The 12,338-nt window shown below is 69.5% G+C and carries 14 protein-coding genes; 9 read left to right on the top strand and 5 right to left on the bottom strand.

The window, feature by feature from the left end; translation table 11 throughout:
• Positions 1–36 precede the first annotated feature (36 nt).
• On the top strand, positions 37–573 hold the full coding sequence (locus ACIQPT_RS11505; RefSeq protein WP_401154957.1) for a pyridoxamine 5'-phosphate oxidase family protein: 537 nt from the start codon (positions 37–39) through the stop codon (positions 571–573).
• Here the strand turns inward: ACIQPT_RS11505 and ACIQPT_RS11500 are convergent.
• Together ACIQPT_RS11500 and ACIQPT_RS11495 are read right to left on the bottom strand one after the other, a co-directional pair.
• Positions 566–1,387, bottom strand: a complete 822-nt coding sequence (locus ACIQPT_RS11500) for a putative protein N(5)-glutamine methyltransferase (RefSeq protein WP_401154956.1) — start codon at positions 1,385–1,387, stop codon at positions 566–568. The genes ACIQPT_RS11505 and ACIQPT_RS11500 overlap by 8 nt on opposite strands.
• 241 nt (positions 1,388–1,628) lie before the next feature.
• Positions 1,629–3,128 (bottom strand): MFS transporter, encoded by a 1,500-nt coding sequence (locus ACIQPT_RS11495; RefSeq protein WP_401155166.1) that lies wholly within the window; start codon positions 3,126–3,128, stop codon positions 1,629–1,631.
• A gap of 215 nt (positions 3,129–3,343) precedes the next feature.
• On the opposite strand from ACIQPT_RS11495, the gene ACIQPT_RS11490 reads away from it, so the two are divergent.
• Positions 3,344–3,943, top strand: coding sequence for a TetR family transcriptional regulator (locus tag ACIQPT_RS11490; RefSeq protein ID WP_401154954.1), 600 nt, complete (start codon positions 3,344–3,346; stop codon positions 3,941–3,943).
• 31 nt (positions 3,944–3,974) lie between these two features.
• Here the strand turns inward: ACIQPT_RS11490 and ACIQPT_RS11485 are convergent, their stop codons facing one another.
• Positions 3,975–5,252 carry a helix-turn-helix domain-containing protein gene (locus ACIQPT_RS11485; protein ID WP_401154952.1) on the bottom strand — a complete coding sequence of 426 codons (1,278 nt, stop codon included), beginning with the start codon at positions 5,250–5,252 and terminating at the stop codon, positions 3,975–3,977.
• 224 nt (positions 5,253–5,476) lie between these two features.
• On the opposite strand from ACIQPT_RS11485, the gene ACIQPT_RS11480 reads away from it, so the two are divergent.
• The 5 genes from ACIQPT_RS11480 to ACIQPT_RS11460 all read left to right on the top strand — a co-directional run bounded on the left by ACIQPT_RS11480 (position 5,477) and on the right by ACIQPT_RS11460 (position 9,366).
• Positions 5,477–5,998, top strand: coding sequence for an ATP-binding protein (locus ACIQPT_RS11480; protein WP_401154950.1), 522 nt, complete (start codon positions 5,477–5,479; stop codon positions 5,996–5,998).
• An 80-nt stretch (positions 5,999–6,078) separates the two neighbouring features.
• Complete coding sequence (locus tag ACIQPT_RS11475) at positions 6,079–6,213, top strand: albusnodin family lasso peptide (protein WP_401154948.1); 135 nt, start codon at positions 6,079–6,081, stop codon at positions 6,211–6,213.
• A 70-nt stretch (positions 6,214–6,283) separates the two neighbouring features.
• Positions 6,284–8,101 (top strand): albusnodin/ikarugamycin family macrolactam cyclase, encoded by a 1,818-nt coding sequence (locus tag ACIQPT_RS11470; protein ID WP_401154946.1) that lies wholly within the window; start codon positions 6,284–6,286, stop codon positions 8,099–8,101.
• Positions 8,043–8,816, top strand: coding sequence for a lasso peptide biosynthesis B2 protein (locus ACIQPT_RS11465; protein ID WP_401154944.1), 774 nt, complete (start codon positions 8,043–8,045; stop codon positions 8,814–8,816). The genes ACIQPT_RS11470 and ACIQPT_RS11465 overlap by 59 nt, the downstream gene beginning before the upstream one ends.
• Positions 8,817–8,829: 13 nt before the next feature.
• Positions 8,830–9,366 (top strand): GNAT family N-acetyltransferase, encoded by a 537-nt coding sequence (locus ACIQPT_RS11460; protein WP_401155164.1) that lies wholly within the window; start codon positions 8,830–8,832, stop codon positions 9,364–9,366.
• Between the two features lie 62 nt (positions 9,367–9,428).
• Here the strand turns inward: ACIQPT_RS11460 and ACIQPT_RS11455 are convergent, their stop codons facing one another.
• Entirely contained in the window at positions 9,429–10,193 is a 765-nt protein-coding gene (locus tag ACIQPT_RS11455) for a GntR family transcriptional regulator (RefSeq protein ID WP_401154942.1), read from the bottom strand.
• Positions 10,194–10,353: 160 nt separating this feature from the next.
• Between ACIQPT_RS11455 and ACIQPT_RS11450 the strand changes: the two genes are divergently transcribed.
• Entirely contained in the window at positions 10,354–10,692 is a 339-nt protein-coding gene (locus ACIQPT_RS11450) for a hypothetical protein (RefSeq protein WP_401155163.1), read from the top strand.
• A 99-nt stretch (positions 10,693–10,791) separates the two neighbouring features.
• Positions 10,792–11,088 (top strand): hypothetical protein, encoded by a 297-nt coding sequence (locus tag ACIQPT_RS11445; protein WP_401154941.1) that lies wholly within the window; start codon positions 10,792–10,794, stop codon positions 11,086–11,088.
• Positions 11,089–11,141: 53 nt separating this feature from the next.
• Here ACIQPT_RS11445 and ACIQPT_RS11440 read toward each other — a convergent pair whose 3' ends face one another.
• A complete protein-coding gene (locus ACIQPT_RS11440) occupies positions 11,142–12,056 on the bottom strand; it encodes a helix-turn-helix domain-containing protein (protein WP_401154939.1) in 915 nt (304 codons plus the stop codon).
• Between the last annotated feature and the right edge of the window lie 282 nt (positions 12,057–12,338).

Genomic DNA, 12,338 nt, shown 5'->3' with positions numbered 1-12,338 from the left:
CCTGACAGCACCCCTTGACGCCCTCTCGGAGGAACGATGTCCACGACCGAGCGCCCCCAGCCCGCCCGTCTCCCGGCGACCGAGCTGCACTCCGGCTACAGCAGCGAGGGCGCCACGGCCCGCCCCTGGCCGGAGGCGGCCGCCGTACTGACCGATGCCCCGCTGTACTGGCTCTCCACGGTCCGCCCCGACGGCCGCCCCCACGTCACCCCGCTGATCGGCGTCTGGTCGCAGGGCGCCCTCCACTTCTGTACGGGTCCGGCGGAACGCAAGGCGCGCAACCTGACGGCCAACCCCGAGGTGGTCCTGACGACGGGGGCCAACACCCTCGACTCGGGCTTCGACGTGGTGGTCGAGGGCCGGGCGGACCGGGTGACGGACCATGGCCGGCTGACCGCTCTGGCCCGGGAGTGGGAGGCGAAGTACGGCGCCGACTGGCACTTCGACGTCGAGGACGGCAGCTTCGTCCAGGCGGAGGCGGGCCACGCCCACGTGTTCGCGGTCCACCCCCGTACGGCGTTCGGCTTCGGCAAGGGGGAGCCGTACAGCCAGACGCGCTACCGCTTCACGTAACCTTCCCCGCCGTTCCGGCGCCGGCCGTCCCGACGAGGACGGTGGCGTACAGCTCGTCGGAGACCAGGACCCGGATGCTCAGCCCGGCGGCGCGCAGGACGTCGACCGCCGTGTCCCGCTGCCGCTCGCTCGTCTCCACGAGCAGGCTGCCGCCGGGCGCCAGCCACGCGGGCGCTTCGGCGGCGACCCGGCGCATGACGTCGAGGCCGTCGCCGCCCCCGTCCAGAGCGACGCGCGGTTCGTGGACGCGAGCCTCGGCGGGCAGCAGTTCGACGTCGTCGGTGGGGACATAGGGGACGTTGGCCAGCAGCACGTCGACCCGGCCGCGCAGGCCGGCGGGGAGAGGACCGAAAAGATCACCCTCGTAGACCTGCCCGAGGGCGCCGACGTTGCGCCGGGCGCAGCGCACGGCGGCGGGTTCGACGTCGCAGGCGTGCAGTTCGGCGGCGTCCGCCGCGGCGGCGAGGGCGAGGCCAAGCGCGCCGGAACCGCAGCAGAGGTCGACGACGACGGCCCGGCGCGGCGCGAGGGCGGCGGCCTGCGCCACCAGGAACTCCGTACGGCGGCGGGGCACGAAGACGCCGCTGTCCACGGCGAAGCGACGATCGCAGAACTCCGCCCAGCCCAGGACGTGTTCGAGCGGGAGTCCGGCGGCGCGGCGTCCGACGAGCGAGGCCAGGTGGTCAGGGGACCCGGCGGCCTCGTGGAGGAGAGAGGCCTCGTCCTCGGCGAAGACGCAGCCGGCGCGGCGCAGGGTGGTGACGGTGGCGGAGAAGGAACTCCGGGGGAAACGACTCTTGGGGTGAACCGACATGCGGGCGAATGCCTTTCGGGAAATCCGATGGGCGCTCCGCGATCGGTTCGTGCCGTCCGTCCGTCCGGTCTATGCCGGTCGTGTCTATGCCGGTCGTGCGACGCGATCGTGCGAGGTGAGCACCCAGCCTGATCCAGCGGTAATGGGTCTCACCTCCTCGGTCCGTCCCCGTACCGGTGCACGAGGGGTCGTAACACTACAACAGCCCGCGCCACCTGGGCGCGGGCTGTCGTTCGGCCGTCTACAGATCGACGCTGTCCCGCAGCTTGGTGGGCGTCAGGAACAGGGAGGCGATCACGCCGATCACGGCGATGCCGGCCGAGATGAGGAAAATGTGGCCGGTGGCCTCCCCGTACGCGGCCCGGACGACGTCCTGGACCTCGGGCGGCATGGCGGCGACGTTGAGGGTGGAGCCGCTGGAGCCGGACGCGGCCGGATCGATGCCCAGCTTCGTCAGCCCACCGGCGATCTTGTTCGCGACCTGGTGGGCGAGGACCGCGCCGAGCACGGAGACGCCCATGGTGCCGCCGAGGGAGCGGAAGAAGGTGATGGCCCCGCTGGCCGCGCCGATCTCGCTGAGCGGCACGGTGTTCTGGAGGACGAGCACCAGGTTCTGCATCGACATGCCGACCCCGACGCCCACACCCAGCATCCCCAGCGACACCAGGACGAGCGAGGTCCGGTGGTCGATGAAGGACAGCCCGAGAAAGCCGAGGGCGAGGACGACCACACCGGCGACGATGAACGGTTTGACCTTGCCGGTCTTCGACACGAGGCGCCCGGCGACGGTGGAGGAGACGAGCACGCCCGCCATCAGCGGAATGGTGAGGAGCCCCGCCTCGGTCGGCGAGTATCCGCGTCCGATCTGGAAGTACTGCCCGAGGAAGACCGCGCCGCCGAACATGGCCATGCCGACGGCGAGGCTGGCGACGATGGCGAGGGCGGGGTCCCGGCGGCGGACGACGTGCAGCGGAACGACGGGCTCCTTGACGCGCGCCTCGACGAGAACGGCTGCCGTCAGAATGACGACACTGCCCCCGACCATCAGTCCGCTCTGCCAGGAGAGCCAGCCGAAGTCGTCGCCGACGAAGGTGACCCAGAGGAGCAGAAGGCTGACCCCGGCGGCGATCAGCGAGGCGCCGAGGTAGTCGACCTTGGTGTCGGGCCGGCGGACCTCGGCGAGGTGCAGGGTGCGGGCGAGCATCACGGAGGCGAGCAGCGTGAACGGCACGGCGATGAAGAAGCACCAGCGCCAGCCGAGCCAGGAGGCGTCCGTGATGAACCCGCCGAGCAGCGGCCCGCCGACGGTGGCAACGGCCATGACACCGCCGAGGTAACCGTTGTAGCGGCCGCGCTCCTTCGGGCTGATCATCGCGGCGATGATCACCTGGACGAGCACCTGGAGCGCCCCCATGCCGAGCCCCTGGACGGCGCGGAAGGCGATGAGTTGCTCGGTGGACTGGGCGAACCCACAGGCGACGGACGAGACGACGAAGAGGCCGATGGCTATCTGGAGCAGCAGCTTCTTGCTGAACAGGTCGGCCAGCTTGCCCCAGATCGGGGTGGAGGCCGTGGAGGCCAGCAGGGTCGCGGTGACGACCCAGGTGTACTGCGACTGCGTGCCGTCGAGGGACCCGATGATCTGCGGGAGGGCGACCGAGACCACGGTGGTGCTGATCATCGCCACGAACAGGACGATGAGCAGCCCGCTCAGGGCCCGCAGGATGTGGCGGTGGTCCATGGGTGCGGCGGCGGGGGCCCCGGCCGGGGCGGCGGCGGTGTCTGCTGCGCTCACGCGCAACCTCCGGAAAGTTCGTACGAGAGGCCCGTACGGGGCGGTCGTCACGGAGCTGTCCGCGTGACGCCGGTACGGGAGGGAGAAGACTTCACCATACATGCACACTGCGCAATTTTGCCCACTGCGCAACAATCTCGTGCCCGGGGGATAATGCCCTCATGGACAGCAGCACCGCGGGACCGGGACTCCGGGAGCGCAAGAAGGAAGCCACCCGGCAGGCCGTGCACGAGGCGACCCTGCGCCTGACGGTGGAACACGGCTTCGACCAGGTGACGGTCGAGGCGGTGGCGGACGCGGCCGGGATCTCCCGCCGGACGTTCTCCAACTACTTCACCAACAAGGAGGACGCCCTCCTCCACGGCGAGGAGCAGCAGATCAGAGCCCTGGTCCGCACGGTGCGCGACCGCCCCGCCGACGAACCCGCCTGGCCGGCCCTGCGCGCGGCGGTGGCCCAGTTCGCGGAACGCGTGGCGCCCCCGGAACGCGAGTGGGCGGTACGCACCCGGCTGGCGATGCGCCACCCCTCGCTGCTGGCCCGCCAGTTGGCCAACCACGCCGCCCTGGAACGCGACCTGGCCGAAGCGGTCGCCACCCGCCCGGGCCCGGCATCCGCCCCCGTCCGCCCGATCGTGCTGGCGGCGGGCTTCCTCGCCTCGCTCCGGATCGCGATGCGCATGTGGATCGAGGAGGACCTGGCCCGGGAGCCGGCGGCGGTGATCGACGAGGTGCTGGACGAGATGGGGCGGGGGTTCGTGTGAGGGCGGGGCTTCGGCCCTCACACGTGAGGCCTCAGCGGCTGGCCAGCGCCTCGCGCAACGTGTTTCCCGTACGCCCGGGAAGTGACTGGCACAACGACTCGACCCTGGAGCGGACCAATCCGCCCCGGTAGGCAGGGGGAAGCTCACGCCAGATGTCGACGGCGAGATCGGCGGCGGTGGTCGGATCGCCGTCCGCCCGGACACAGACCGCACCATCGACGGCGACCAGCGCGCGGGTCATGACGGACGGGGCCTTGGTGAGCGCGAGTGCGGACTCCTGCTCGGCGTACGCCTCGCGGGTCCGCCCCATGAGCGTGAACGCCTGGGAAAGGTGCACGTGGTGCTTCTGCGGCGGGTAGCCGAACCAGGTATCGGCCACTTGCGCCGAATCGAGTCGCGCCGCGGCGGCGCGGGCGTCACCGACCGCCCGCAGCGCTCCCTCCCGGTCTCCGATGGAGGCGAGTGACCGCGCAGTCACGGCCGCGGCCAGGGCGGCGGCAGCACTTGGCGAGCGACCTGCTTCGGATCGGGCTCGCATGGCCATCGCTGCGGCGGCATTCGGGGCTCCGTAGTTCAGCGGCACCATCGCGTGCCGACTCAGCACCCAGGCGAGCATGTGGCGATCGCCGGATTCGCGAGCAGCCTTTTCGGCCGTGGCGAACCAGCCGACCGCGTCCCGTTGCTCACCTCGATCATGCTGAATGACAGCCACCAATCCGGTGATGCCGGCGGCCGTGCGCGCCAGGTCTTTGCGCACCGCAGCCGGGTGAGGGCGGCCGAGAAGCTCCCGCAGCAGGTCGAGATCGACTTTCATCTGCTCCAGCACCTCATGGGGCGAACGCCCCCGATATCCACCGCGATGACGTTCGAATGCCCCGTTCAGATAGGCGAGATCACTGCCGTCCGAGGCGGACAGGCCTGCATTGATGCCGTGCCGCGCCTCCGAGATGTCCGGCACCCCCGCCATTCCCGTAGCTGCCGCTGCCACGCCGAGAAATTTACGTCGGTCCACTACCGACCCCTCCTCCCTCTCTTCTTGATCAATCAGCCGGTGAAGCCTTCGATGACGCCGGCTGACCACGACGGCACGGACGACTTCCTCCGTGGACCTGCCGTAGCACTCGGCCAGCAGCGCATGCCACATCGGTGTGGGCAGGCGCCGTTCGGTCTCCCAGCGCTTCAGGTTCTCCGGGTCGAACCACTTTCCGCCCTGAGCGGCCTGTAACACCGACGCTTGTTCTTCACGCGTCAGACCAGCCGCTTCGCGGCTTCCCCTCAGCAGCGCCCCGATGCCTTCCGGTGCCATCATGCCCGTCCCCCAAGCTTCTGGAAATTCGCCGTCGAATTCTGGCCCCCCAAAGCGGCCCCCCGGCAGAAATTTGCACCACCGGATGGCCCACGACCGGCAGCCAGTAACGGAGTTGAGTAAACACCAGCAGGCGTAGCGACCGGATGGAACAAGCCTTTCCCAAGGGTGGACATCCCATTCGAGTCCAGACCACACGTTCCGACGAAGGGTTTTCCGTGAGGCAAGTGAGCAGCCAAAGCTTCTTCTTGGTCCGCGCCCCCACTTCGGCGGCGATCAGTCGTCGACGGCTGGTCGAACTCGTCGGCACGTGGCGCTTGCCCGAGGACGAGGACAGCCACATGGCCATGACCACCGTGATCTCGGAACTGGTCACCAACGCTGTCTCCCACGGAGCCGGCGACATGCTCAACGTGACCGTGCGCACGGACATCCGCAGGAGCAGGCTCTTGCTCGAAGTGCACGACAGCTCCCCGGTTCTGCCCCGGCTCCGCCGCCCGAGCCCTGACTCCGAAAGCGGCCGGGGCATGGTTCTCGTCGAGCATCTGTCGATCGCCTGCGGAGCCGAGAACACCGTACGGGGCAAGCGGGTCTGGGCAGAGCTGGCCTTGCCCCAAAACCCGGCGGGTCGGCAGCGAGCCTTCGACCGTCTCGGCCCGTCGCGCGCCATCGTCCAGCGGTTCCTCAACGCCCTCCGGCCCCCTTGCCGTACAAGGTCCGGGGAACCGACAGCCGTCAGCGGCCTCTGACGCACTACCTACCCCGGTCCCGACCCGGTCTGTTCGACCCGCGTCAAGTCACTCATCAACCAACCAGAAGGAGAGACATCATGAACCCGCTTCAGATCGCGGAGAACACCGACGAGAACGACCTGCTCCCCGTCGATATCGGTGATGCGACCGTGCTCACCGAGGGCCAGGGCGGCGGCCAGAGCGAGGACAAGCGCCGCGCCTACAACAGCTGATTCCTGCTCCGTGGGTGCGGACCCCGGCGTCCGCACCCACAGAAGTGTCCTCAACTCAGGAGCTCTGATCATGATCTTCGGTGGTAGCGGTTCCCCTTCCCGGCCGGGATACCGGCCCGTGGGCTCACGCCATCTCACTTCGCGGCTTCACACGTGGGCACTCGGTGCCGTTCCCGCTCGCTCAGTGGGTTGCCCGGACGGTCAGCGACAGGTGCTCATCCTCGGACGATGCGGAGCGACGGACTCCGACCTGCATCGCCTGAGATCGACACTGCCCGAAGACGTCACCTGGAAGTGGCCCGGCACCTACACGGTCATCGAGGAATCCGAGGAGGCTGTAGTGATCCATACCGACCCGGCCTCGGCTCGCCCCATCTACCTCGTCGGCCACGACGGCGGGTGGGTGTGGTGCAGCTCCGCCCGTGCGCTGGCCTCGCTCACTCGTGCGACGGTGGATGTCGAACGGCTCGCCTGCTCGATCTTTCTGCCATCGGTCCCCGCACTCTCCGCGGGACGAACCTTCTTCTCCGGTGTCGAGCAGCTCCCACCCGGGTGCCGGATCGTTCTACCGGTAGACGGAGGCACCCCTCACACCACGGCAGTGTGGAGACCGGATCCGTGCGAAACCATGCCACCCGCGGAACGTTTACGCACGGCGCTCCTCGAGTCCGTAGCCTACAGAGTCAGGTCGGATCCCCTGATCTCCTGCGACCTCTCGGGCGGACTCGACTCCACCTCCATCGCAGCGCTCGCGACCGTCGCTCTGCCGTACAGCACTCGACTCAACGCCGTCACCATCCATCCTGAGGGCGATACAACGGGCGCGGATCTCGGATACGCACGGCAAGCTGCCGCTGCGTACTCAGGGCGGATCAACCACCGACTCCTGGCCATGTCGGCCAAGCACTTGCCGTACACCGCGATGTCGACCGTCCCGGCGACTGACGAACCGGCTCCTTCAACGATCACGCAAGCCCGGCTCACGGGGCAGTTCCGCTGGTTGCGGGAGGAGTTCGGAACCCGCACCCACATGACGGGCGACGGTGGCGACAGCCTGCTCTTCCAGCCCCCCGTTCATCTGGCCGACCTCGTCCGCCACGGCCGCATCCGACGCGCCGTGAGCGAGGGCTTCGGCTGGGCCGGACTGCGCCGCGCATCTCCTCTGCCCTTCCTCCGCGACGCGGTCCTCGTATCGCGGACGCCCCGCACCAGAGCCCTCGCCGACCTCGCCGATGCCGTCGGCGGCAGACGGCACAGCGGCCATGGAAGTGTCTGCTGGTTTCCCCTGCTCCCCTATCCCCCGTGGGCCGGTGTGGCCGCCGCTGCCTTACTGAGCGCCAGTGCGCATAGAGCCGCCTCGGCCCCGGATCAGTTGCCTGACCTCGACGCCTCGGTGCGCACGCTGGTGGACGAGGTTCGTGAGGTCGCGCGCACCGCTGCTGCGGACGTCGAACTGGCGGCGGCCTCGGGAATCGATCTCAACAACCCCTTCCTCGACCCGTCGGTCGTGGACAGCGTGCTCCGGACACCTATCGACCTGCGCCCAACACTCCACTCCTACAAGCCGCTTCTGAGCGCTGCGATGGCCGGTCTCTTGCCTCATGTCGTCGTGAACCGACAGACGAAGGGCAGCTTCGACGCCGACCACTACGCAGGTCTTCGTGCGAACATGCCCGAACTGATGGGACTGGCACACGGCCGCTTGGCGGAAATGGGGCTGATTGATGCCACATACCTGGTTCAGGCCCTGGGGCAAGCTGCTGCCGGCGTACCCATGCCTCTGGCCACTCTCGAACAAGCCCTCGGATCCGAAGCTTGGCTATCGGCGCATGCACGAGAACCTGAGCCCGCCTGGACTTCCTCTCCTGCGGGGCCGGGCCATGACTGACGTCCCACCGTTCGCTCAAGCCTCCCGGCATGTCCGTGCCGTCGCCTTCCCCCACGTCCTGGTCCTCGTCGACTACCGGACCGGCCATGTGCAATGTCTGTTGCCCAAGAGCGCGGCCCACTGGCAGGCGGCCGCCCGATCCGGTCGGCTGACCGCAATGCCGCCGCCACTCGCAGCACGCCTGATCCGCACAGGTGCCCTGTCCCCTGCGCGGGAGCCCGCTCCATGGGACACTCCGCTCCCGGCCCCAACTCCTGCGGCAAGCTGGGGCGGGGCGGAGCATCCTGCCGGGCTCACACGGGCGGTCGGCCCCTTCAGCGCGACGGCGGCATTCGCTCTCGCTGCGACGTGGAGCATCACGCGCGTCGGCAGGAGGAGACGGGCCATGAACCGGCTCATCACAGCTCTTCAGGCATCCACTTCCGCAACCTGCCGATCGGCTTCGCCCGCTGAGGCATGCGAGGCCGTCCTCGCCGTTCGCCGTGCCGCGTGGCACGCGCCCGTACGAACTGCCTGCCTGGAAGAATCGGCCGCTGCCACCTTCCTGCTCGCGGCCCGACGGCTTTCCGTGGTCTGGTGCCACGGAATTGCCGCAGACCCTGTCCGGCTGCACGCTTGGGTGCAGACTGCGGACGGCGGCTTGGTCGCCGAGCCGCCCTCGACTCGCGCGTACACCCCAGCGCTGACCATCGGAGCCCGCCATCAGCACCCCTGACCCCATCCTCTGGATCGGCACCGACACCTGCGCGCTCGGCCCCTACCGGGCGGACCTGGTGGAAACGTACTGGCGCTGGGAGCAGGATCCGGCGCTCCTGGTCGGTTACGGGCGCCAGCAGCCGGTGTCCCTGGAGGCCCGCACGGAGGGCATCGCCCATCAATTGCGCGGGGACAACATCCGCTTCACGGTGTACGACCTCGCCACCGGCACTCCGGTCCCGGCGGGCGTGGCCACACTCCTGCCCGATCCATCCGTACGCACAGCGGAGTACGTCGTCATGCTGGCCCCCGAGGCGCGCGGACGCGGTCTGGGTACGAACGCCACCCGGCTGGTCCTCGACTACGCGTTCCACGTCACGAACCTGCGGATGGTCTGGCTCAAGGTCCTCGCACCCAACAAGGCGGCGGTGCGCTCCTACGAGAAGGCCGGCTTCCGCGCCGCGGGCACCCTCCGGGAGGCGGGCTACTGGCTCGGTGAGGTCTGCGAAGAACTCGTGATGGACGCACTGGCCTCGGAGTTCAACGGACCGTCGGTCATCACGGTCTGATCCGCCGAGAGCGGGGCCCGAAGGTTCAGGCTCGGTGTGCGCCCGGACCTCCGGTGCCCAGCTCAGGAATCCGGCTGGTCGACGCGGATCTCGTAGGCGATCTCCCAGCGGATGTCCGGCACGACGATGTTCGCCGTCTCCACAGGCCGGCCATCACGGTCGAAGTACGTGCGCTCGACCTCGATGACCAGGTCGCCGATGGAGATCCCGAGCAGATTCGCCTGCTCCCGCGTCGCGCGGGCCGGACGCGGCAGTTCGAGTCCGGTGGCGATGTACACGCCGATGGACCGCATGCGCTCGACGACGCCGAGCTTGCCGTGCGGGCCCATCTCCGGGAGCAGGACCGGCGTCCCGTCCGTGATGGCCATCGGCTCCCAGCTCTTGGCGAGCTGTACGGGCAGGCCGTCGGCGAGGAACTCGTAGTCCGTCACGACGCAGAGGTCGCCGGGCTCGATCGCCAGCCGTTCGGCGATGTCCTCCGGTGCGGGGACGCGCGCCGTGCTGGTGCACTCCCAGTCCGCCTCGTGGTCGAGCTCGCTCATGTCCGAGGCGAAGGGGCTGTTGCTGCGCTGCTCGCGGTGGCGTGAGCGGACCATGCGCCGGCGTTCCCGGGCCCGGCGGACGTACGTGCCGGAGCCGGCGCGGCCTTCGAGGATGCCCTCGATGATCAACCGCTCCATGGCCCGCTGCGCCACGGACTGGCCGACGCCGTACTCCTCGGCGAACCGCGCCCGGGACGGCAGCTTGTCCCCCACGGCCCATTCACCGGCCCGCACGCGAGCCCGCAGAGCATCCGCCACCTTCAAGTACGGCGTATCACGTGGCATTTGAGCAGCTCCGTGTGTTCGGCGTCGACAGGGGCGTCGCTGTTGACAAAGCTAACCCATCAGGTTGAAGCTGAATACTCAGCATTACATGGAGTGACATTCGGTCCACCAGGGGAGAAGTGTGCGCTCTGCACAAGCGCGGGTCGCGGCGCTGACCGGCATGCTCGCCGCCGCCACGGACACCGAACCGCGCGTGACCACCGACCTGGACGCCTTCCGCGTCGAGGCCGATCTCCCCTCCGCGTTGAGTGCCACCGCCCACACCGCCGTCCTGGCCGCCCTGGCCACGGCGGACCGCTACGGCCACACGCTCACCCGCACCGCCGAATACGTCTGGGCCGAGATCAGCAGAGAGGCGAACGTGACCACGACCGACTCCCCCGACACGGCGTACCGCGCCCTGCTCGGCCACACGACGGTATGCACCGCCTGCCGGACCGGCGCGATCTGCCCCGACGCGACGAAGCTCGTCCGCATCTGGCGGGAGACCCGCCGGTGAGCCCCACCCGCCACATCGGCCCCACCACGACCAACGACGGAGTCACCTGATGCGCACTGCCTGCCGCCCCTTACCGGCACCACCACCCGGGAGGCCCGGATGATCGCCCTCTCCACCACGGACGTCCACACCTGCGAGGCGTGCTGGAACGCCCCGGTCACCGCCGCCCGGCAGACCCCCGCCGGCCGCGACCTGATCTGCGAGGAGTGCGCGGAGGGCGACTACCCGCGCCGCGTCGACCTCTTCCCGCCGTTCGGCGTCTACGGCCTGACGACCCGCAAGGTCCTGAACGACGGCAAACACGGCAGCGGCCCCCCGAAGCTCCCGCCGAACCCGGGCCCACCGCTGCCCAACCCGCCCCCGGCGCCATCGCCGCCGGGGACGCCGCCGGTGTAGCGCCCGGGACGCGGCCGGTGCAGTGCCAGGCGGTCCCGCCCTGGCCGCGTCGGCTACCGGCCGCTCGCTCCTGTCGCCTCCGCGCTCACCTCTCCGCTCGCCTTGCCGCTGTCCGTCGGCGCGGCCCTCCGGGCCGGTTCGCGTTCGTCGGTGAGCGCGGGCGGCAGGGGCGAGGGCCCGCCCGACGGGGTGCAGACCTCCTTGCCGCCCAACACCCCGCAGGCCCGTGCGGCAGCGGGGTAGGGCGCCTCCACCATGGGCGAGTAGATGTCGTTCTCGTAGGTCACCGAGCGCTGACTGTTCACCCCTTTGGGGCCCTCCACCCTGGCGGTGTCACCGACTTCGGCGTCCGTGATACGGGCCCATGCGGCCCGGCACCGCGGGCTGTAGCGCAGTTCGACATAGGTACGGCCCGACCAGGTTGCGGCGGCGGTCCATGCCCCCAGGTGGCACCCCACCCGCTGCGAGTCCTTGTTCCGGCATTCGTAGTCAGTGCATCCGGGATCGCTGCCAGCGCTCTGCCGGCCCGCCCGGTCCGCTTCATTTCCGCCGAACATCCAGGCGCCGAGCAGGATTCCGGCGACCAGCGCCAGGAACGCGGAAGCCATGGACACCAGCGTCACGCTCTTCCGGTGTTCACGACCGGGCACATCCGCCTTTTCCGGTACGGCGGCCCCTTCGGCGGGTTTCCTGTCGCCGTCCGCCCCGAGCGGTTCACTCTCGCGCTCCGCGCCGTCGTGCGGCGGCGGCCCGTTCCCGGGCCCGGATCTCCAAGAGCGCTCTTCCTCTTCCCTCAACTGCTGGAGAGGGGGCACGGCGACTCCAACAGCCGCCGCGAACTCGTTGAGCGCCGCCCGGGGTGGCACGGCCTTGCCGTTGAGGTACCGCTCCCAGGAGGACCGGCTGTAGGAGGTGCGCTCGGCCAGACCGTTGAGAGTCAGCCCACTGCGCGTGCGCAGGAAGCGCATGTGCTCTGCCAGTGAACCTTGTCTCTTTCGTCGGACCTTTCCCAACTCGTGCCTATCTGTCATTAAATCCGGCTTCCCTTGTGCGGAGATGGCGCGGGACAGGAAATCCCATTCTTTCCCAACTCCCGCCATTGCTCCACCAGAACCCCACGTCGGCGTGCTGCGCGTCCCCGGGACGTCCTGTCCCTGCCCTGGGACCTGCGGGGACGCTTCCCGGCCCGGTTCGGCGACCCATACTCATGCCGTGCCGCCGGTCGGACCGGTCGGCGGATTTCCCGAACG

The sequence above is a fragment of the Streptomyces sp. NPDC091289 genome (assembly GCF_044757365.1).
Taxonomy (GTDB): domain Bacteria; phylum Actinomycetota; class Actinomycetes; order Streptomycetales; family Streptomycetaceae; genus Streptomyces.
Note: the sequence above shows the minus strand (reverse complement) of the source record. Positions and strands in the feature narration are given on the sequence as shown.